Source organism: Bradyrhizobium diazoefficiens (genome assembly GCF_016616235.1).
Classification (GTDB): domain Bacteria; phylum Pseudomonadota; class Alphaproteobacteria; order Rhizobiales; family Xanthobacteraceae; genus Bradyrhizobium; species Bradyrhizobium diazoefficiens_H.
Map to the genome: position 1 here is coordinate 7,465,484 of NZ_CP067100.1, position 21,826 is coordinate 7,487,309.

Sequence of the window (21,826 nt, forward strand, 5' to 3'; positions counted from 1 at the left end):
TTTCCAAACAATCAGTGCACCGGCAACGACGGATGCGGGATCGCCGTCAGCAGCTCCTTGGTGTAGTCGTCCCTGGGATCGCTGAGGACCTGCTCGGAAGGGCCCTCTTCGACGATCCGCCCCGTCCGCATCACAATGACACGATCGCACAGCAATCGCACCACATTCAAATCATGCGAGACGAACAAATAACTCATGCCTAGCCGCTGCTTGAGATCCTGTAGCAGATTGAGGACCACGGCCTGGACCGAGACGTCCAGCGCCGCGGTCGGCTCGTCCAGGATGACGAGTTTCGGATGCAGCGCAACGGCGCGAGCGATGCCGACGCGAGCCTTCTGGCCACCCGACAATTGGTGCGGGAAGCGATCCAGCAGATCGTGCGGCAGGCCGACCATCGTGGCCAGTTCCTCGCAGCGGGCGCGGAGCGCGTCTCGCCCTCTGATGCCGCCGAGCTGCATGATCGGATCGGCGATGGCGCGCGCGGCGGTGAAGCGCGGGTTGAGGCTGTCGGTCGGGTCCTGGAACACCATCTGGATACGGCTGCGCTGCGGCAGGCGGGCGAAGGCGGCAGGTGCGATGCCGGAGATCGCCTCGCCGTCGAACTGGATCAGGCCGGAGGTCTGGTCGAGCAGCCGCATCACCATCATCGAGGTGGTCGATTTGCCGCAGCCGGATTCGCCGACGAGGCCGACGCTTTCGCCGTGGCCGATCGAGAAGCTGATGGCGTCGACGGCGCGGAAGACGTCAGGCTCCGCCGGCGGCTTGCGGCCGAATAGCTTTCCGAGCGTCGCGGTGGCGCCCTGACGGGGGTATTCCTTGACGAGCTTTTCGATGAGGAGGAGAGGCTGCTGATTCTTCTCCCTTTCCCCGTCCTTCACGGGGAGAGGGTTGGGGTGAGGGGCCGCCTCAGCGAGCACGGTGCGTGGAGAGTCCCCCTCATCCGCCGCACCCTGGAGCGCAATTGCGCTCCCGGATGCGTCGGCCTCTCCCCGCGCGCGGGGAGAGGCGAAGGCAGCGCCCTCCTCCTCTGGTAACAGATCCCGCAAGGACACACCAAGCCGCGGCGTGGCGCGCATCAGCTTCTTCGTGTAGGGGTGCTGCGGGCTCGCGAAGATGTCGGCGGCCTTCGCGGTCTCGACCACCCTTCCCTTCTCCATCACCACGACGCGGTCGCAATAGGCGGCGGCGAGGCCGAGATCGTGGGTGATCAGGATGGTCGACATCGCGCGCCGCCTGGTCAGCTCGACGATCAGGTCCATCACCGCCTTCTGGGTGGTGACGTCGAGGCCGGTGGTCGGCTCGTCCGCCATCAGCAGCTGCGGGTTGCAGGCCAGCGCAAGCGCGATGACGACGCGCTGGCACATGCCCCCCGAAAGCTCGAACGGATAGGCGTGGTAGCGCTCGCGGGGGCGGGCGATCTTGACCTGCTCCAGCGCCTCGATCGCTTTCTCTCCGTGGTCGGCGACCTGGGCCTGCTGGACATGGGTGCGCAGCACGTCCTCGATCTGGTCGCCGACTTTGCGGATCGGATTGAGCGCCGCGCGCGGGTTCTGGAAGATCATCGAGACTTCGCGGCCGCGCAGATCGCGCATCTGGTCTTCGGTCGCGGCCTTGACGTCGATGCCCGAGAACATCACCGAGCCCTCGGCGATCCGCCCGGCACGGTCGAGGATGCGCATCACCGCATAGGACGTCACCGACTTGCCGGAGCCGGACTCGCCGACGATGGCGAGTGTCTCGCCCTTGCCCACGGAGATGTCGACGTGCTGCACGGCTTTGACGATGCCGCGGCGGGTGGTGAATTCGACGGTGAGGTCGTGGATGTCGAGCAGGCGCTGGGCGGTCATGCCGGCCTCCCGCCACTCAAAGCGTCGAAAACAACCCCATGCACAGTAGAGACCGCTTTGGAATCCTTGGGGATTTTTTGACGGCAATTGGCCATCACGTCCTCCGCTGGGGGTCGACGATATCGCGCAGGCCGTCGCCGAGGAGGTTGAAGCAGAACACGGCGATCATCAGCGCGAGGCCGGGGAACAGCGCGATCCACCATTCGCCTGAGACCATGAAGCCCGCGCCTTCGGCGACCATGATGCCCCATTCGGCGGTCGGCGGGCGGACGCCGAGGCCGATGAAGGACAGGCCGGCGGCATTGAGGACGGCGTAGCCCATGGTCAGCGACATCTGCACGATCATGATCGGCATGATGTTCGGCAAAATGTGCACCAAGAGGATGCGAAATTCGCCGTTGCCGGAAAGCCGCGCGGCCTGCACGAAGCCGGCGTTGCGGCGCACATTGGCCTCGGCGCGTGCGACGCGGGCATAGAGCGGGAAGTTCACGATGGCCGTGGCCAGAATAATGTTCTGCACGGTGTTGCCGAGGGCGGCGACGATACCCATCGCCAGCACGAACAGCGGGAAAGCCATGATGGTGTCGGCGATACGGCCGACGATGCGGTCGGTCCAGCCGCCGAAATAGCCGGCGGCGATGCCGGCGAGGCCGCCCATCAGGAACACCAGCGCGACGGAGGCGACCGCAATGAAGGTGTCGAGCCGGGTTGCGACGATGACGCGGCTAAAGATGTCGCGGCCGAGCTGGTCGGTGCCGAACCAGTGCGCGGCCGATGGCGGCTTCAACGAGGCCGCCGTGTCGGATGCGAGCGGATCGTATGGCACCACATAGGGGCCGAAGATCGCGGCAATGAGGATCATGATCAGCAGGGCGAAGGCGAAGCCGGTGACCCTGTTCTCGCCGAGCACGTAGCGGGTCTGGTCGAGGATGGCGACAAGCCCGGACGTGCGGGCGGGAGCGACAGGTTCAACAGCAGGCGCAACGGAGCTCATGATTTAGCCCTCCAGCCGCACGCGCGGATCGATCACGCCGTAGAGAATGTCGATGACGAGATTGAGCAGCACGTACATCACCGCCATGGTCAGCACGAAGCCCTGCACCGGCGCGAAGTCCGACGCGATCAGCGCCTCCACCGCGTAGGAGCCGATGCCGGGCCAGGCGAACACTTTTTCCACCAGCACGTTGGCGCCGAGCAGGAACGAGAACACCATACTCAGCGTGGTGATGACGGGCAGCATCGCGTTGCGGAAGGCGTAGGTGACGATGACGGTCGCAGGCGACAGGCCACTGGCGCGTGCGGTGCGGACGAATTCGCTTGCGAGCACGGCCAGCATCGAGGCGCGGGTCATGCGCGCGATCGGCGCCAGCGAAAAGATCGCCAGCGTCGTCGCCGGCAGAATCAGCTGGCTCAGCGCCGAGCGGAACGCCTCGACGTCTCGCGCGATCAGCGTGTCGATCAGATAGAAACCGGTCACCGTCGGTGGTGCGCTATAGAACACATCGAGCCGGCCGAGCGGCGCGGGCGACCAGCCGAGCCGGAAATAGAAGACGTAGACCAGCACGAGGCCGGTGAAGAACACCGGCAGCGAGACGCCGGCTGTCGTCGTCACCCGACAGAGATGATCAATCCATGATCCCGGCCGCGTTGCCGCGAGAACGCCGAGCGGGATGGCTATGACGATCGAAACGATCAGGCCGAGCAGCGTCAGCTCGGCGGACGCGGGCAGACGATTGCGGATTTCGGCCGCGACCGGCTGGCCCGTGGTCAGCGAGTTGCCGAAATCGCCACGGGCGAGATCGCCCGTGTAGCGGAAGAACTGCTCGATCAGCGGCCTGTCAAGGCCGAGTTTTTTCCGGATCTGCTCGACGGCTTCCTTGGTCGCGGCGGGGCCGGCGAAGTAGGCGGCAGGATCGCCGGGCAGCGCCCGCGTCAGCAGGAAGGTGACGATGACGACCCCGACCAACGAGGGAATCGCGAACATCAGCCGCTTGCCGATCATGGTGAACATGCGGTGCTCCATCCGCCTTGCGTCTGTGAGCACGCCCGCCCCGCACGCACCGCTGCGTTCCCTCCCCCCTTGTGGGGGAGGGCTAGGGAGGGGGGTGGCTCCGGGAGAGGTCTGAGTTCGTGGCTACCCCTCTCCCCAACCCTCCCCCACAAGGGGGGAGGGAGCCTGAAGAGCGTGCTCACGTCGCCCATGTTCCCTCACCCCTTCGCCATCGCGCGGTAGTCGAGCCTCCGGTGGAACCAGTATTGGTAGCCGCTGATGTTCTTCTGCATCGCGACGTTGACGAAGGGCTGGTACAGCGGAATCCGCGGGATGTCGGTGTAGGCGAGATCGATGAAGCCTTTCACGTCGGTGTCGTAGGCCGCCATGTCGCCGGCAGCTGCTGCAACGCGCGCGCCGTCGATCAGTCTGTCCATCTCCGCCGACTTGTAGCTCATGGTGTTGAAGACGGAATTGTTGCCGTGATAGCACCAGTAGAAGAAGTATTCGGGGTAATCGAGCCAGCCCGAGAACACGTTGGTGAAGAGCGGCATCTCCTTCTTGTTCAGCTCGGTGCGCCAATTGGCGCCGGGCACCTTGTTGATGGTGGTCTTGATGCCGATCTGCGCGAGGCTCTCCTGGACCAGCACGCAGAGCGGCTCGTTGACGCCGGCAAAATTGAGGTCGAACGAGATCGTGGTCTCGAAACCGTTGGCGTAACCGGCTTCCGCCATCAACGCCTTCGCCTTGTCCATGTCGGTGTTGTATTTGTGCGGCTGCGGCCAGGCGACTTCGGTCGGCTTGTCCTTGGGTGCGCCGAACATCGGGTTGGCGAGGCCGAACATCACCGCGTCCATGATCTTCTGATAGGGCAGCGCGTAGGCCACTGCCTGCCGCACCTTCGGATTGTCGAACGGCGGCCTGGTGACGTTCATGCCGATATACTGGATGCCGTTGGAGAACGGCAGCGACACCACGTTGAGCTTGCCGTTGGCCTTCATCTCCTGAAAGTCCTTGTTCGGCAATTCGTAGGAGATGTCGGCGTCGCCGCGCTCGAGCAGCGCGCGACGGTTGCCGGCCTGCGGCACCATGCGCCAGATCACGCGCTTGATCTTCGGCAGCGGACCGCAGACCCAATCCTCGTTGCGCTCCATGATCACTTCGGTGCCGGCGGTCCACTTCGTCACCTTGTAGGCGCCGGAGCCTGCGGTCTGCTGTTTCGTGAACTCGAGACCCCAGGGATCCTTTTCGCTGGCGTTCTTCTTGACCAGCTCCGAGTTGACGATGCAGGGCACGATGACCGCGAGATCAGGGATCGTCAGCCTGTCGTTCTTCAGAAAGTCGACGCGCACGGTGTGGTCATCGATCACCACGAACTGCTCCGGCTTGGTGAGAGAGCCCGCGCTCATCTGGAAGGTCGGAAAGCCGCCGACGCTGACGGCGCGGTCGAGCGACCATTTCACGTCTTTTGCCGTGACAGGCGTGCCGTCGTGGAATTTGGCATTCTTGCGCAGCTTGAAGGTGACCGACATGTCGTCGAGCCTAAAGTCCTCGGCGAGCTCACCCCTAAACTTGTCGCGGTCGTAATACGGCACGCCGCCGGGGCCGCTCTTCATCTCATGGCTGATCAGCCGGTCGTAGCAATTCCAGGACACCTCGTAGCCGGGCACGTTGGTGCCGACGCCGTGGATGTCGAGATTGTTTGGGCCGCCTTCCGACACGATCAGCAGCGTCTCCGAGCGCGCGTCGGCGTAGGCGGAGGAGATCACCTGCGGCACCGCCGGAAGCGCTGCGCCTGCGGCCAATCCGGACACGGACTTGAGGAAATCGCGGCGCTTCATGGCAGGTGCTCCAACACAAAAGTCTTTGGTTGGAGCTGGCTTCGCAAGGTTCGTGCCAAGGCTTAACGAGGCATTATCCTCGCACCAAGCTACTGAAATGATGAATTATTTTTCCTATTTTCGCGTCACGCTGCAAGAGGCGGCAATGCTATTGCTTGCATACAAAGCTGCGAGATTGACTAAATAATAAGCTGACAAGGAGTAGAGCCCATTCGGAAGGCGGCGCTCACTCCGCCCAGATCAGATCCTGAAGCTCCACGAGATCGTCCGCCCTCTCCTGCCAGCCCTCGATGCAGATGTGGCTGTCGAGGTCGCTGGCGTGGTGCAGCAGCATCAGGGCCATCAAGCGCCGCTTCAGCGTGTAGTCCGGCTTCGCATAGCCAAAACCTTCGAGCAGGCTGCGCACCCGCCCCGGCCGGCCCGCCGCCATGAACGCGCCGGGGCCGAGCAGGTCATAGTCGCGCCATCCGGCGCGGACGTCACCGAAGTCGAACAGGCCGCCGAGCGACCATTGATCGTCATGACAGGCGAGCAAAAAGTTCTCCGGGATGTATTCGCCGATCAGGATCACGGGCGGCGCATCCATCGGGATCAGCTCGGCCGCATCGCGCAGGAGATCGTCGAGGCCGGCCAGAAATTTCGGCGCAAGGCCGAGACGGGTGTGCCTGGCGCGGCAACCCTGCATCTGCTGGCGCATGAACGCATCCCAGCGCGGCTCGATCTCCGCGAGCGGGCCGAGCGGCGCGCGCTGGACGGCGGCAATGGTCTTGCCGATCTGGCGCAGCACGCGCTCCTTCTGGTCCTCCGGAAGGTGTGGCCAGACTTCCGAGCCTAGCGTGCCGGCGAGGCGCGTGATGATCAGATAGGGCCAGCCGTCGCGCTCCCCTTCGGCGACGATCTCGGGAATCGGCAGAGGAAGACGTCCCGCGAGCTGCGTCAGCGAGCCACGCTCGGAGACGAATTGCGCGCGGAGTAGCCGCGGGAATATCTTCAGGATCAACTTTTCACCGAGACCCACGACGAGATTGGTGCCGGTCGCAAACACATGTGGCGAGCCGACATCGAGGCGATGGCTGCGCGCGATGTCGATGGCGACGGGCAGCCATTGCGCGGACGAGTTCCGAAAGGCACGAAAGCTTTCGTCGTCGGTGAAGTCCGGCAATGGAGCGATGGTCATCGGCGCAAGCCCAGCAAACGGTGCACCTCTCCCGCTTGCGGGAGAGGTCGCGCCGAAGGCGCGGGTGAGGGCTCTCTCCTCTTGGGGGTTCTCGATTGCGGAGACACCCTCTCCCCAACCCTCCCCCGCAAGCGGGGGAGGGAGCGCACCTCACTCGCAGTCGCAGCGATGTCTAAACGCAACATCCTACCGCTCCGGGCTGGCGCGCTCGAACTGGCGCAGGAGCTTGTTGCCGCGCTCGGCGGCGGCCTCCAACGCAGCCTGCGCGATCTTGTGGCCGGCAAAGGCCTGCTCCAGCTCGTCTTCGATCGCGCCGCGGATCAGCACGAAGGAGCCGAGCCTGATGCCCTTCGAATTTTCCGTCGGCGGATGCAGCGTGATCTCCTCGAACGAGATCGCCGTGCCCGGATTGCGCTCGTAAAAGCCTTGCGCGCGCGTCAGCTCAAAGGCGGCGCGGGTAACAGGCAAGTACCCGGTGTTCTGGTGCCAGGCCGCCTGCACGCCGGGCTGCGACAAATAGGCGAAGAATCGCGCCACGCCCTTGTATTCCTCGCGCGGCCGGTCGCGCAGCACCCACAGCGTGGCGCCGCCGATGATCGAGTTCTGCGGCGCGCCTTTCACATCGGGCCAGTACGGCATCATGCCGTAGCCGATCTCGAATTTTGAATTGGCCTTGATGTCGGCGCGCGTCGCCGAAGAGCCGATGAAGATGCCGCATTCGCCGTTCTGGAAGCGCGGCTCGGCCGCCTGGCCGCGGCCGCTGTAGTCGAACACCTTGGTCTTCTGCCACTCGGCGAGCTGGGCGACGTGCCTGACTACGACGGGGTTGTTGATGGTCAATTCGGCATCGAGCCCGGCAAAGCCGTTGGCGCGCGTCGCCAGCGGCAGATTGTGGAAGGCGGAGAAATTCTCGATGTGGATCCAGGACGGCCATGACGTCGTGAAGCCGCACGCCGCGCCGCGCTCGCGCAACCGCTTGGCCGCCAGCCCGAGCTCGGGCCAGGTCTTCGGCGGCGTCTCCGGATCGAGGCCGGCGTCGCGGAACATGGTCTTGTTGTAGTAGAGGATCGGCGTCGAGGAATTGAACGGGAACGACAGCAGATTGCCGCTCGCGTCGGTGTAGTAGCCGGAGACAGCGGGCAGGTAATCGTCGCGCGAGAACGGCTCGTTCATGTCCCGCATCAGGCTGAACACCGGATAGATCGCGCCCCTGGCCGCGGTCATCGTCGCGGTGGCGACCTCGTTGACCTGGACGATGGCGGGCTGGCTGCGCGAGCGGAAGGCGAAGATCGCCGCCGTCACCGTCTCCGTGTAATTGCCCTTGTAGGTCGGGACGATGCGGTAATCGGATTGCGCGGCGTTGAAATCGGCGGCGAGCTTTTCCAGCTGCTTGCCGAGCTCGCCGGACATGGCGTGCCACCACGCGATGTCGGTGGCCGCCTGCGCCTGTGACGTGAACGTGAGGACCGCGGAGGCGGCGAGGGCCTGCATGAGACGCAATGCTGAAGTCACGATGGCTCTTCCCGTATCGCAAGACCAAAGCGGCCGCCCCTGCTTAAGGCCCGGCCTCTGCGGTTTCAACCGGGAATGAGCGCCGACCGCGCCGCACAATCATCACGCAAGCCTGGTGCGGGATGGCCTTCCCTCAACCATCTGCTAGATTGCATTGAACCTTTTGGTCCCGCCATAGACTCCACCACTGAGGGGTTGAGTGTGCCAGTGCTGAACCGTGCCGAACTCTCGCGGACCGGGGCGATCTTCGTTGCGCTTCTGCTCGCCGTCTGCGCGACGGGCGCTGCTGCGCGCGAATTCCGCGCCGCCGACACCCAGACCGAGGATTACCCGACCGTCCAGGCGCTGCGCTACATGGGCGCCCTGATCGCCGAGCGAACCAATGGCCGGCACGAGATCAAGGTATTCCACTCCCGCCAGCTCGGTGAGGAAAAGGAGACCATCGAGCAGACCCGGGCCGGCGCGATCGACCTCAACCGGACCAATGTGGCGCTGATCGGCAATTTCGTTCCGGCCATGAACGTGCTCGCCATGCCGTTCCTGTTCCGGTCCATCGAGCACATGCAGAAAGTGCTGGACGGGCCTGTTGGCAACGAGATCCTCGGCAGCTTCGAGCCCTACGGCTTCGTCGGGCTTGCCTTCTACGATTCCGGCGCGCGGTCGATCTATAACGGTCTCCGCCCGGTCAGGAGCATCGCCGATCTCAAGGGATTGCGGATCCGGGTGCAGCAGTCCGAATTGATGAGCGAGATGATCCGCTCGCTCGGCGCCGAGCCGGTCGAGCTTCCCTACGGGCAGGTGCTCACCGGACTTGCGACCCGTCTGATCGATGGCGCGGAAAACAACTGGCCATCCTTCGTGACGACGGACCATTACAAATATGCCGGCTATTACACGCTGACCGAACACACGATGAGCCCCGAAGTGCTGGTGATCTCGCTCAAGGCCTGGCAGAGCCTCTCCGCGGACGATCAGACGATCTTCCGGGAGGCGGCGCTGCGCTCCAGCCGCTTCATGCGCGAGAAGTGGCGCGACCTCGAGGAGCAGTCGCAGCGCAAGGCGGAGGCCGCCGGCATCACCGTCATCAAGGGCATCGACCGCAAGCCGTTCGAGGACGCGATGGCCGGCATCTACGCCAAGGCCGGCCGCGATCCCGCCGCGGCCGCGCTGATCGAACGCATTCGCAAGGTGGAGTGAGCCGCGTTGGCTGCACCTGGACATAGCCTTGGACCGAGCCCTGGACCCAGCCTTGGACCCAGGCCTGGACACAGCGAGCGGGCAGACCGGGCGCCCGGCCCGGCCGGGCGGCTGCGCGCGCGTCTCGTCGGCCTGCTTCGCGCGGTACCGATCCGCTGGCGCATCCTGTCGATTGCGGCCCTGAACTCCGCCGTGGTGGTGGTGCTGGTGGGGCTGATCTGGAACGGCGCCCAGGTGCTGAGCTCCGCCTGGGACGACGTGCGCCAGGTGCGCGAGTCCGACCGGATCCTGGCGCTGCTCGAGAGCGAGACCGGACGGCTGCAGAACCTGATCCACCGCTACATCAACCAGCCGAGCCCGGACCTGTTCGCCGAGATCCTGCTGCTGCGCGAGGCGGTGCTGGGTACGCTGACGGGCCGCGCCGCCAAGGACCCGATGCTGTCGGGCTCGGTCGAGGAGCTCGAGCGCACCACGGACCGCTTCCTCAACGGTTTTGGCGAGCTGCGCAGCGTGCAGGCCACCATCGCCAGGACCTATGAGGAGCAGGTGCAGGGCCCGGCCAAGGACATGGCCGGCCTCTATTCCATCATTGAAGGGGCCACCGGCCATCGCGACGCGCTGATCTGGCCCTCGCTCGGCAAGTCCCGCGAGGCCTTCACCGCGATGCTGGTCGCGGCCAACTCCTATTATCTGTCGCTGTCGCCGGCGGCCGCCGACGATGCGCGCCGCAACACCGAGACGATCGAGAAGACCATTCCGGTGATGATCGACCTCGCCGACAACGACCTCCAGAAGATGGCGCTGCAAAAGCTCAGGGCCCGCACCGCGGCGCTGCGCGAGGGCTTTGCAAAACTTTCCGAGCAGCTGACGAACCGCACCGAGCTCTTGCGCAACACCATCGACGCCAGCCAGGCCGAGGCGATCGGCGCCATCGACGACCTCTCGACCAAGATGCGCCAGCGCGAGCAGAAAGCGCAGGAGACTTTTGATCGGACCCTCGCCGATATCTCTCGCCGCGTCCTCTCTATCGCCGTGATCTTCCTCGGCATCATCCTCACCGCCGGCGTGCTGATCGCGCTCTCGATCCGCCTGCCGCTGCAGCAGATCATGGCGGCGATGCGCGCCATCACCCTCGGCGATCTCGACCGCGAGGTGCAGGGCACCAAAGCCCGCGACGAGGTCGGCGCCATGGCGCGCGCGGTGGAAGTATTCCGCGAGAACGCGATCGCGAAACGCCAGACCGAGGACGAGCTGCGGGCGTCGAAGGAAAAGGCCGAGAGCGCGCTGCTCGAGCTCAACACCGCCCAGCAGAACCTGATCGACGCCGAACGGCTCGCCGCGCTCGGCGGCCTCGTCGCCGGCGTCGCCCACGAGGTCAACAACCCGATCGGCATCAGCCTGACCGTTGCCTCGAGCTTTGCCCGGCGCACCGAGATCTTCGAGGCCCAGCTCAAGGGTGACGGCGGCTTGCGCCGCTCGCAGCTGGAGGAATTCGTGCAGTCCTCGCGTGACGCCTCGCAGCAGCTCGTCGCCAACCTCACCCGCGCCGGCGAGCTGATCCAGTCGTTCAAGCAGGTCGCGGTCGACCGCTCCCATGCCGAGCGGCGGCAATTCTCGCTCAGCGAAGCCACCGACCAGATCATCGCCAGCCTGCGGCCCGTGCTGAAGCGCTCGCCGATCACGCTCGAGGTCGACGTGCCCGAGGGGCTTCTGCTCGACGGCTATCCCGGCTCCTACGGCCAGATCCTGACCAACCTCTTCCTCAACGCCGCCAACCATGCCTTCGCCGACGGCCGCGCCGGCACCATCACGATCTCGGCGCGGCCGCGCGGCACCGAGGACATCGAGATCATCTTCAGCGATGACGGCGCCGGCATGACCCCCGACGTGCAGCGCCAGGCCTTTGACCCATTCTTTACCACGCGGCGCAACGAAGGTGGCACGGGACTTGGCCTGCATATCGTCTATAACCTCGTGACCCAGCAGCTTGGCGGGCGGATGATGCTGGAATCCAAGCTGGGACAAGGCACTACTTTTCGCATTATCATGCCGCGGGTCGCCAGGGGCGGCGCGCAAAGCACAGAGACTGACGGGACTTCTCAATGGCCGAACAGGACGATGTCCTCCACCTGATCGACGACACCGGTATCGCACCGGAGGACCAGAACGTACGGAAATGGAAGATCGCCGTCATCGACGACGATCCGGCCGTGCATGACGGCACGCGTTTTGCGCTCTCGGATTATTCCCTCAACGGCCAGGGCCTGGAGATTCTCTCCGCCCATTCCGCGGCCGAAGGCCGCAAGCTGATGGCCGCGCATAGCGACATCGCCGCGGTGCTGCTCGACGTCATCATGGAGACCGACGTCGCCGGACTGGAGCTGGTCGAATATATCCGCAACGAGCTCAAGAACGAGACGGTGCGCATTATCCTGCGCACCGGCCAGCCCGGCCAGGCGCCGGAGCGGCGCGTGATCGTGCAGTACGACATCAACGACTACAAGGCCAAGACCGAGCTCACCGCCGACAAGCTGTTCACCTCGCTGACCGCCGCGCTGCGCTCCTATCAGCAGCTCGAGCGCATGCTGCAGACGAGGCGCGGACTCGAGATCATCATTGACGCCGCCTCGACCCTGTACGACTTCAAGTCGATGCAGCGGCTCGCCGAGGGCGTGCTGACCCAGCTCGCCTCGCTGCTCAATGTCGATTGCGCCGGCATCCTGGTGCTGCGCGACAATGGCGGCGTCGATCCCGAGCTCTCGGTGCTGGCGGGAAGCGGCTGCTATAGCCGCTTCATCGGCACCACCTCCTCGAAGGCGCTCGATCCTGATTTGCGCGAGATGGTCGAAGCCGCGTTCCAGCGCCGCAAGAACGAATTCGCCGACCACCGTAGCGTGATTTACCTGCGCACCGGATCCGGCCGCGAGGTCGTGGTGCTGCTCCAGGCCGAGCGCGAGCTGTCCGAGACCGACCGCTCGCTGGTCGAGATCTTCTCCAGCCGGCTCTCGATCGCGTTCGACAACGTCATCCTCTACCAGCAGCTCCAGGACGCCAACTCCCAGCTGGAAGACCGCGTCGCCCAGCGCACCCGGGCGCTGATGCAGGCCAACCGCCGGCTGTCGGCGCAATGGCTGCGGCTGCAGCGCGCCAACGGCTTCAAGAACGAGATTCTGGGCACCGTCGCGCACGATTTGAAGAACCCGCTCGGCGTCATTCTCGGCCGTACCGAGATGCTGAAGGAGCTGATCTCGACCGGCGCGTCGGAAAGCGGCGTGGTCGCCCAGATCGACCACATCCGCGACGCCACCAAGCGGCTGACCACGATGGTCGATCACCTGATCTCGGACGCAATGGCCGATGCCTTCGACATCACCATCCGCCGCGAGCCGGTCGACGTCGCGGCCCTGGTCAAGGAGGTCACCGAAGCCAACCAGCCGCTCGCCGTCAACAAGCAGCAATCGATCAGCGTCACCGCGCCTGCCAACATCGTCACCATGTGCGACACCGACCGCATTCGCGAGGCGATCGACAACCTCATCAGCAACGCGATCAAATATTCGCCGATCGGCGGCAAGATCGGCGTCGCCGTCAGCCATGAGGGCAGCGACACCATCATCCGCGTCAGCGACGAGGGCGCGGGCCTGTCACCGGAAGACCTCGGCCGCCTGTTCGGCCGGTTCCAGCGGCTGTCCGCCAAGCCGACCGCGGGCGAGAGCTCGACGGGGCTTGGGTTGTCGATCGTCAAGCGTATTGTCGACATGCATGGCGGCGAGGTGACGGCCGAGAGCGACGGCCCCGGCAAGGGCTCGACCTTCACAATCACCCTGCCCGCGACCGAGACGCCGTGATTTAAGTGCCAATATCTGAATGAGAAGACTTGAATAAGAAGACTTGAGTGACATGACCCAAAGCCAGCACATCATGATCGTCGACGACGAGGCCCCGGCCCGGGAGATGGTCGGCGATTACCTCAAGATGCACGGCTTCACCGTGACGCTATGCGACGGCGGCAAGTCGCTGCGCGCGGCGATTGACGGCAGCATGCCCGATCTCGTCGTGCTCGATCTCAACATGCCCGAGGAAGACGGGCTCTCGATCATCCGCGACCTCAAGAGCCGCATCAACGTGCCGGTCATCATGCTCACGGCCACCGCGAGCCCGATCGACCGCGTCGTCGGCCTCGAGCTCGGTGCCGACGATTACGTGGCAAAGCCCTGCGAGCTGCGCGAATTGATGGCCCGCATCCGATCGGTGCTGCGGCGGAGCGCGCCGGTGAAGGTCGTGGCCGCGGAAAGCGCCGCGGCGAAATCCGACAAGGAGCAATTGGTGCGGTTCGGCACCAAATGGCTCGACCTCGAAGCCCAGGCGCTGCGCGACGACGAAGGCAACGAGCATCCGCTGACCGCATCCGAGTTCGGGCTATTGAAAGTGTTCGCGGCCAATCCGAAGCGGGTGCTGTCGCGCGAACGCCTGCTCGAGCTTGCCAATGCGCGCGACGCCGAGGCCTTCGACCGCGCCGTCGACCTGCGCATCATGCGCATCCGCCGCAAGATCGAGCCCGATCCGACCAAGCCCGCCGTGATCCGCACCATCCGCGGCGGTGGCTATTTATTCTCGCCTCAGGGCGAGAAGGCATAAGGCGCCGCGGAGGTGCGGCCGCGCACGCAACGCAAGCCCCGGAAATTGGTTCCTACCTGTCCAAGTGCCGTAGGGTGGGCGAAGCCGAAGACGTGCTCACCAGTCTCTCGATAAAGCTGCGAAAGATCGTGGGCACGGCGTTTCGCGCCTTTGCCTTCCCTACGAAACCGCTGTCTTGGCGACGGGCGCTCCGGACAAAAAGGCGGTGTGCATCGCGCGACCAAACGCAATCCCCCGAAATACGTTCCCTGGCCAGATAATCTCCACCCCGCATTTTCCGTGCATTGAAATTCCACGACTTTTTGCCGGGAATGTTTCGTCGCGCCCGGCGCGACGAAACAATTTGGCGCCGCACGAAACCATTTTCCGCATTTCGTGCAGACGTCCCGAAACGTTGGCTCATTAACAGTTTGGCCCAAGGAAACGCCGCTCGGTTGCGGCGCTACGGGGAGCCAAGTCCATGCCGAACGTCATCGCCATCAACGCCCAAGCCAGCCAGAGCATCATCGCCGCTCAGGCGACCTCGGACGACATGCTTCTCGAAAGCATTGCCGACGGCAACCGGACGGCCATGCACATCCTCTATTGCCGTCACAACGTGCGGGTCTATCGCTTCATCCTGCGCATCGTGCGCGATGCCACGACGGCGGAAGACCTCGTCAGCCAGGTGTTTCTGGACGTGTGGCGGACCGCCGGCCAGTTTCAGGGCCGTTCACAGGTCTCGACCTGGCTGCTCTCGATCGCCCGGTTCAAGGCGCTGACCGCAATGCGCCAGCGCCGCTTCGAGGACATCGACCAGGAGGACGTGCGCCAGATCCCTGATGATACCGACACGCCCGAGACCTCGCTCGACCGCAATGATACCAGCGCCATCCTGCGCGCCTGCGTCGCAAAACTGTCACCCGCGCATCGCGAGATCATCAATCTCGTCTACTACCACGAGAAGTCGGTGGAGGAGGTCGGTCGGATCATCGGCATCCCCCAGAGCACGGTGAAGACCCGCATGTTCTATGCCCGCAAGCAACTGGCCGATTTGCTGAAGGGCGCCGGCGTCGACCGTTTCGCTGCGTAAGATAAGGGATTTCAATGGGACAGGGCCGAAACTCCGGCCTGTTCCACACGGAAGTGTTACCGCCGACGAAACAATTGAAACGAAGCACAACATCAGGCGGAAAAACTTCTCTCCTATAAAGCTCACATACGGTTTTCGTTAAACCTCCCAAGGACCTCCAGCGACCCGGACGGGATGCCCCCCTCCGGGTCGTTTTGTGTTTTGGGCCTCGGTGGCCGCGGCGGACCCGCCTCTCCCGCTTGCGGGAGAGGCCGATGCGCGGCGGGCGATGCGGAGCATCGTCCCGCGCGCAGCGGGTGAGGGTTCTCTCCTCTGGGGGATGTCCCGTTGCGGAGATACCCTCTCCCCAGCCCTCCCCCGCAAGCGTAGGGCAATCGCATATGGATTTCACGAGGACTGTCCGCGGGCTTGCCCCGCCTCTCCCGCTTGCGGGAGAGGCCGACGCGCTCGCAGAGCGCGGCGGGTGAGGGCTCTCGCCACGCAGGGACGTCCTCCGCAATTTCCTGGAATCCCGACGCGGAGAGACCCCCACCCCAGCCCTCCCCCGCAAGCGGGAGAGGGAGTCCAGCGCCGATGCCGCCGCATCGTCCGCGCCATATGCGATTGCCCTACCCGCAAGCGGGGGAGGGAGCGCACCATTGCCCTGCACTCCCGTCACGAACACGTGACGCTGCGTAACGACCGGAGCGTTCATCGCGAACAATCCTCGTGACCTCCCTCACGAGTGCCCCATGCTCGACCTCCTCTTCGCTCTCCTCGCTGGCATCCTCACGATCGCGGCGCCGTGCACGCTGCCGATGCTGCCGATCCTGCTCGGCGCCTCGATCGGGCGCAACTCGCAACTGCGGCCGGCGATGATTGCGCTCGGCTTCGTCGTCTCCTTCTCCGCCGTCGCGTTGCTGCTCGGTGCATTGACGCGCCTGTTCGATTTCGATCCGAACGTGCTGCGCGAGGCGGCCGCGATCCTGCTGCTCGGCTTTGGCCTGCTGATGCTGTGGCCGGCGCCGTTCGAATGGCTGTCGATCCGGCTCAATGGCTGGCTCGATCTTGGCGCTGCGAGCTCCGTGAAGCGCGAGGGCGCGCTCGGCGGCCTCCTGCTCGGCGCCACGTTGGGCCTGGTGTGGACGCCCTGCGCAGGCCCCGTGCTCGGCTCGATCCTGACGCTGGTTGCGACCTCGAAGAATCTTGTCTGGGCCGGCACGCTGCTGGTCGCCTACGCCATCGGCGCGGCGATCCCGATGCTGGCGATCGCCTATGGCGGTCAGGCCGCCACCACACGCGTACGCAGCCTCGCACGGCTCTCGCCGCGGCTGCAGCAGGGCTTTGGTATCGTCGTGATCGCCTTCGCGCTCGCCGCCTATTTCCAATACGACACGCTGATCCTGGCGTGGCTCACCGGCTTCTATCCCACCGGCCAGATCGGCCTTTGATCGCCTCGCATCCCAACGGAGAACACGTCCATGACTTTCAAGCTGCTCGCCGTCTCCGCCGCCCTGGTCGGCATCGCCGTGACCGGCGCCGTCATTCCCGGCATCTGCGACGAAGCTTCGCGCGCAGCGCCGATCACGGTCGCCGCAGCAACGCAATCGACCGCGCCCGACTTCACCGGCATCACCAACTGGTTCAACTCGAAGCCGCTGAGCCTCGCCGACCTGCGCGGCAAGGTCGTGCTGGTCGATTTCTGGACCTATGGCTGCGTCAACTGCGTCAACACGCTGCCGCACGTCACCGAGCTCTATGCCAAGTACAAGGACCGCGGTCTCGTCGTGGTCGGCGTGCACACGCCGGAATTCCCGTTCGAGCGCTCGGCGTCCAACGTGCAGGCGGCGCTGAAGCGCCACGGCATCACCTATCCGGTGGCGCAGGACAATGAGTCCAAAACCTGGAACGCCTACAGCAACCAGTATTGGCCGGCGCAATACATCGTCGACCAGAACGGCAAGATCGTGTTCCAGCATGCAGGCGAAGGCCGTTACGACGAGATCGACCGCACCGTGGCCAAGCTGCTGAACGCCAGCAGCTGAGGCGGCATCAGCGGCGTGCGGTTGCAGCTTGACTCCACGGACCCGTCCGTGGAGTTTCGCGGGCGACGGAATCAGCCGCCCGCAATGGACGACGCGATCACCAGCACCGACATCCGCCTTCGTGAAGGCGCCTCGATCGCGCAGCGGCTGGTCACGGCCGGCTTTGCGGCCGCGGTTGCGCTGTGCTTCACGCCGGGCCTGTTCACGCACGATCCTCTCGAAATCATTATCTCGGTGGTCGCGCTGCTCGTGGGCGCAGGGTTCGTCCTCGGCATCATGATGACGCCAGCGGTGGTGTGGATCATCACGCCGAACGAAATCCTGATTGGGCATCAGCGTCCGTTCGGAAAGCTGCAGACGCGGGTCGTCGGGAAGGACGACATCAGCGGATTGCAGGTCCCCGGCAGCAAGCGGGTGAAAGCCCGCTTTCAGCTCGTCTTCACGCTGGCTTCAGGGGAACGCCTGACCTCCCCGCCGATCTCCGACGTCAGGCATGTCCACGACACCGTGGCGCGGATCGCCGCGCAGTTCGACGTCCCCAATGTCGAGGCACCCGTCAATCCGCTCGATGCCAGCAATCCCGAGATGCATCTCGGCGAGCCGCTCGAGCCGTTTTCCGCGCGCGACATCCGCATCGTCGCGCTGATCGCTGTCGCACTGTCCGCCGTACCCTACGCCTATAAGCTCTGGCGCGGATGGCCGCCCAGCCATGTCGATATCCTGCTGCTGCCGCTCGGCGCAATCGCGGCGTTCGCCGTCTATCGATACGCCAATCTCGTGACCGGCGCGTTCTGGATCATCCGCGAGGGCGACATCCGTGTCGAACGCCTGTGGGGCGACGGCACGCCGCGCACGGATCATATCGAGGGGCGCGATGTGAAGACGATCACCGTCGAACGCCGCGGCCGGTCCGAGGACGAGCATTGCATCGTCGTGATCCGGCTGCACTCCGGCCGGCGGTTTCGCAGCCCCCGCATCGGCTCGCGGCCCGAGGCCCGCGCGGTGGGAGCCGAAATCGTGCGGCGGCTCGGGATCGGGGCGGAGAGCAACAGGATCTAGCCGGCATCCCGCGACAGTTGTCGACGTTGATCTCACCGCGAGTTCGGTCTGAGCCTCTCCCGCTTGCGAGACAGGTCGCGCCGAAGGCGCGGGTGAGAGTTCTCTCCTCTGGGGGAGTGTCCCATTGCGGAGACACCCTCTCCCCAGCCCTCCCCCGCAGGCGGGGGAGGGAGTGCACCACGCCCAGTCGCGACAATCTTCGCTTTTCGCGCCATCCCCTGTTTGTGGCATTGCGTGGGGCCCGTCAAAAAACCAAAGGCATTCTCGTGACATACCAGTTGAGCGCGCCTTGAACTTGCCACGAAGCTGCCCCTGAGTTCAGATGGTTCCGAATGATTTGCGCTGTGGCAGCGGGGAGAGATTGAATGACGGATTTTCGTCGCCTGACCGGGACGCTTGTGGCTGCAATCGGCTTGATGCTGTCCGCCTCGCAAGCGATCGCCCAGCAGCCGGACCGCGGCGACGAGCCGGGCCTGATCGCCGACGACAGCTACGAGCTCGATCCCGAATGGCAGAAGCAGGTGGTCTATTTCCGCACCACCGAACCGCCGGGCACGATCATCGTCTCGACCGCCGAACGGCACCTCTATCTGGTGCAGCCCGGCGGGCGGGCGATCCGCTACGGCATCGGCGTCGGCCGCGACGGTTTTCAGTGGCAGGGGCTGGTGACCATCACCAACAAGAAGGAATGGCCGGACTGGACGCCGCCGCCGGAGATGATCCAGCGCCAGCCCTATCTGCCGCGCTTCATGGCTGGGGGCCCCGGCAATCCGCTCGGCGCGCGCGCCATGTATCTCGGCACCACCGTCTACCGCATCCACGGCACCAACCGTCCCGATACGATCGGCACCAAGGTGTCCTCGGGCTGCTTCCGCCTCGTCAACAACCACGTCGCCGATCTTTACGATCGCGTCCCTGTCGGCACCAAGGTCGTGATCCGGCAGAAGCCCGAACTCTAGGTCCTCCCCCTTCTTCAATATTCCTTTTCCCGATTATTTCGAGAGAGAGACATCATGCGCAGTTTTCGAGGCGGCCTGCTGATCGGGCTCGCGGTCGCCGTGCTGGTCGCCGTTCTGGCCGTCGTCTATGAATTCTATGACACCCGCACCCTGAAGCGCACCGTGCGCCGCGGCGAGGTGCTGTGCGGCGTCAACAAGGGCCTGCCGGGCTTCTCGATTCCCGACGACAAGGGCAACTGGACCGGCTTCGACGTCGATTTCTGCCGCGCGGTGGCGGCTGCGATCTTCAACGATCCGGGCAAGGCGCGGTTCGTGCCGCTCGACGCCAGCGAGCGCTTCAAGGAATTGCAGAGCCGGAAGGTGGACATCCTCTCGCGCAACTCGACCTGGAGCATGGCGCGCGAGCTCGATTACGACCTCTATTTCCCGGCGGTGGCCTATTACGACGGCGCAGGCTTCATGCTGCCGCGGTCGCGCAACAAGGAGACTGCACTCGACCTGACCGGCAGCAAGGTCTGCGTGCAGGCCGGCACCACCACGGCACTCAACGTCGCCGACTACTTCCGCGCCAACAACATGAAGTATGACGAGGTGAAGTTCGACAAGCTCGACGACGTGGTGAAGGCCTACGACACCGGCAAGTGCGACACGCTCTCCGCCGACGTCTCCCAGCTCTACGCGCTCAGGCTGAACCTCGGTAAGCCCGGCGACCACATGATCCTGCCGGAGATGATCTCCAAGGAGCCGCTCGCCCCCGTCGTGCGCCAGCGCGACGACGACTGGATGATGATCGTGAAATGGACGCTCTATGCGATGATCAACGCCGAAGAGCTCGGCGTCTCCTCGGAGAACGTCGATGAGGCCCTCAAGTCGAAAAAGCCGGAGGTGATGCGCCTCGTCGGCACCGAGGGCAATTATGGCGAGCAGCTCGGCCTCACCAAGGACTGGGCCGTCCGCATCATCCGCCATGTCGGCAATTACGGCGAGATGTACGAGCGCAACATCGGCGAGAAATCCAAGCTGAAGATCCCGCGCGGCATGAACCAGCTGTGGAATGCGGGCGGCGTGCAGTACGCGCCGCCGATGCGGTAACGGCTCTCTCCGGCGTCATTGCGAGGAGCGAAGCGACGAAGCAATCCAGAATCCCTTCGCGGTGACAGACTGGATTGCTTCGCTTCGCTCGCAATGACGAGCTTGGGGCGAGCCCTCTCTACACCCTCAACTGTCATCGCCCGGCTTGGCCGGGCCATCCAGTATTCCAGAGACAGTTGTTGGTAATCGAGAAGCCGCGGCGTACTGGGTCGCCCGGTCAAGCCGGGCGACGACACTGACTGTGAGGTGGCGTCTCCCGCCTCACAGTCAACCCTCAATACCCCCGCGCCCGCGCCAACTGCTCGGTATGGTAATTCGCGTCCCCAAACAATTCCTCGCACACCCGGGCGCGCTTCATGAAGAAGCCGATGTCGAACTGGTCGGTCATGCCCATGCCGCCATGCATCTGCACGCCCTCCTGCACCGCGCGGGTGGCGGTGGTGCCGGCGCGGGCTTTTGCCACGGCCACGCTTGATGCAGCCTTGGCGACGTCGGCGTCGAGCGCCTGAAGCGCCTTCATGGTGGCGGCGCGGGTGATCTCGATGTCGACGTAGAGCTGCGCGGCGCGGTGCTGCAGTGCCTGGAATTCGCCGATCAGCTTGCCGAACTGCTTTCTGCTCTTGAGGTATTCGACGGTGCGGCCAAAGACTTCGTCGCTGAGGCCGACCATTTCGGCGGCGACCGCGCCGCGGCCGATGTCGAGCACGCCATCGAGCAGGCTGGCTGCCTGATCCACCTCGCCGAGCACGCTGTCGGCATTGACCTCGACATTGGCGAAATCGATCCGCGCTGCATTGTGCGAATCGACCATGATGGTGCGCTCGATCGCAACGCCCTTCGCCTTGGGGTCGACCAGGAACAGAGTCAGCCCCTCGCGCTCCCCGGCCGAGCCGGCGGTGCGCGCGGCAACGATGAGCAAGTCGGCGACGTGACCATCAACCACCAACGCCTTGGCGCCGGAAAGTCTAAAACCGTTACCGGCGCGCACGGCCTGCAAGCTGGTCTGCAGTGGACGGTGCTTGGCGCCCTCGTCGACCGCGAGCGTTGCGAGCAGCGAGCCGCTGGCGATCTTCGGCAACACGTCCGATTTCTGCGCGGCATTGCCGCCGCGGTTCAGGGCCGAGGCCGCGACCACGCTGGTGGCGAGGAAGGGCGACGGCATCAGGGTGCGGCCGATCTCCTCCATGACGATGCCGGCCTCCATGAAGCCGAGACCGCTGCCGCCGAACTCCTCCGGCACCAGCAGGCCGGCAAATCCCATCTCGGCGAAGGCGTGCCAGAGCTCCTTGGAGAAGCCGGCGGGATCCTTGGAGTCGCGCAAGCTGCGCAGGTGCGACACCGGCGCCTTGTCGCTGATCAATCCGCGCGCAGAGTCGCGGAGCATCGATTGTTCTTCGGTGAGGACGAGGGCCATGGGT

17 protein-coding genes are annotated in these 21,826 nt (G+C 64.8%); 10 read left to right on the top strand and 7 right to left on the bottom strand.

The features are described from left to right. Positions 1-11: 11 nt before the first annotated feature. The 6 genes from JJB99_RS35110 to ugpB all read right to left on the bottom strand — a co-directional run bounded on the left by JJB99_RS35110 (position 12) and on the right by ugpB (position 8,346). Positions 12-1,847 carry a dipeptide ABC transporter ATP-binding protein gene (locus JJB99_RS35110; RefSeq protein ID WP_200496656.1) on the bottom strand — a complete coding sequence of 612 codons (1,836 nt, stop codon included), beginning with the start codon at positions 1,845-1,847 and terminating at the stop codon, positions 12-14. A 94-nt stretch (positions 1,848-1,941) separates the two neighbouring features. After that, a complete protein-coding gene (locus JJB99_RS35115; RefSeq protein WP_200496657.1) occupies positions 1,942-2,841 on the bottom strand; it encodes an ABC transporter permease in 900 nt (299 codons plus the stop codon). Between the two features lie 3 nt (positions 2,842-2,844). Continuing rightward, positions 2,845-3,858: an ABC transporter permease gene (locus JJB99_RS35120; RefSeq protein WP_200496658.1), complete on the bottom strand. Its 1,014-nt coding sequence runs from the start codon at positions 3,856-3,858 to the stop codon at positions 2,845-2,847. A 197-nt stretch (positions 3,859-4,055) separates the two neighbouring features. Beyond that, complete coding sequence (locus JJB99_RS35125; RefSeq protein ID WP_200496659.1) at positions 4,056-5,678, bottom strand: ABC transporter substrate-binding protein; 1,623 nt, start codon at positions 5,676-5,678, stop codon at positions 4,056-4,058. 226 nt (positions 5,679-5,904) lie between these two features. Next, entirely contained in the window at positions 5,905-6,855 is a 951-nt protein-coding gene (locus JJB99_RS35130; RefSeq protein ID WP_200496660.1) for an aminoglycoside phosphotransferase family protein, read from the bottom strand. A gap of 186 nt (positions 6,856-7,041) precedes the next feature. After that, complete coding sequence (ugpB, locus tag JJB99_RS35135) at positions 7,042-8,346, bottom strand: sn-glycerol-3-phosphate ABC transporter substrate-binding protein UgpB (RefSeq protein ID WP_200500438.1); 1,305 nt, start codon at positions 8,344-8,346, stop codon at positions 7,042-7,044. A 222-nt stretch (positions 8,347-8,568) separates the two neighbouring features. Between ugpB and JJB99_RS35140 the strand changes: the two genes are divergently transcribed. The 10 genes from JJB99_RS35140 to JJB99_RS35185 all read left to right on the top strand — a co-directional run bounded on the left by JJB99_RS35140 (position 8,569) and on the right by JJB99_RS35185 (position 20,408). After that, a complete protein-coding gene (locus tag JJB99_RS35140; protein WP_200496661.1) occupies positions 8,569-9,564 on the top strand; it encodes a TRAP transporter substrate-binding protein in 996 nt (331 codons plus the stop codon). 111 nt (positions 9,565-9,675) lie between these two features. Next, on the top strand, positions 9,676-11,697 hold the full coding sequence (locus JJB99_RS35145) for a sensor histidine kinase (RefSeq protein WP_200500439.1): 2,022 nt from the start codon (positions 9,676-9,678) through the stop codon (positions 11,695-11,697). Continuing rightward, a complete protein-coding gene (locus tag JJB99_RS35150) occupies positions 11,667-13,412 on the top strand; it encodes an ATP-binding response regulator (RefSeq protein ID WP_200496662.1) in 1,746 nt (581 codons plus the stop codon). Before JJB99_RS35145 ends, JJB99_RS35150 begins: the two co-directional genes overlap by 31 nt. 52 nt (positions 13,413-13,464) lie before the next feature. Then, on the top strand, positions 13,465-14,202 hold the full coding sequence (locus JJB99_RS35155; RefSeq protein ID WP_200496663.1) for a response regulator: 738 nt from the start codon (positions 13,465-13,467) through the stop codon (positions 14,200-14,202). A 460-nt stretch (positions 14,203-14,662) separates the two neighbouring features. After that, positions 14,663-15,274: a sigma-70 family RNA polymerase sigma factor gene (locus tag JJB99_RS35160; protein ID WP_200496664.1), complete on the top strand. Its 612-nt coding sequence runs from the start codon at positions 14,663-14,665 to the stop codon at positions 15,272-15,274. Positions 15,275-16,005: 731 nt separating this feature from the next. Continuing rightward, the gene (locus JJB99_RS35165) at positions 16,006-16,704 is read left to right on the top strand and encodes a cytochrome c biogenesis CcdA family protein (protein ID WP_200496665.1); all 699 of its coding nucleotides are present in this window, start codon (positions 16,006-16,008) and stop codon (positions 16,702-16,704) included. Between the two features lie 30 nt (positions 16,705-16,734). Next, positions 16,735-17,298, top strand: a complete 564-nt coding sequence (locus JJB99_RS35170; RefSeq protein ID WP_200496666.1) for a thioredoxin family protein — start codon at positions 16,735-16,737, stop codon at positions 17,296-17,298. Between the two features lie 84 nt (positions 17,299-17,382). Further along, positions 17,383-18,357, top strand: coding sequence for a hypothetical protein (locus tag JJB99_RS35175; protein ID WP_200496667.1), 975 nt, complete (start codon positions 17,383-17,385; stop codon positions 18,355-18,357). Positions 18,358-18,722: 365 nt separating this feature from the next. Then, the gene (locus JJB99_RS35180; RefSeq protein WP_200496668.1) at positions 18,723-19,316 is read left to right on the top strand and encodes a L,D-transpeptidase; all 594 of its coding nucleotides are present in this window, start codon (positions 18,723-18,725) and stop codon (positions 19,314-19,316) included. Positions 19,317-19,370: 54 nt separating this feature from the next. Then, a complete protein-coding gene (locus JJB99_RS35185) occupies positions 19,371-20,408 on the top strand; it encodes an amino acid ABC transporter substrate-binding protein (RefSeq protein WP_200496669.1) in 1,038 nt (345 codons plus the stop codon). Between the two features lie 274 nt (positions 20,409-20,682). Here JJB99_RS35185 and JJB99_RS35190 read toward each other — a convergent pair whose 3' ends face one another. Continuing rightward, on the bottom strand, positions 20,683-21,822 hold the full coding sequence (locus JJB99_RS35190; RefSeq protein WP_200496670.1) for an acyl-CoA dehydrogenase family protein: 1,140 nt from the start codon (positions 21,820-21,822) through the stop codon (positions 20,683-20,685). Positions 21,823-21,826: the final 4 nt, after the last annotated feature.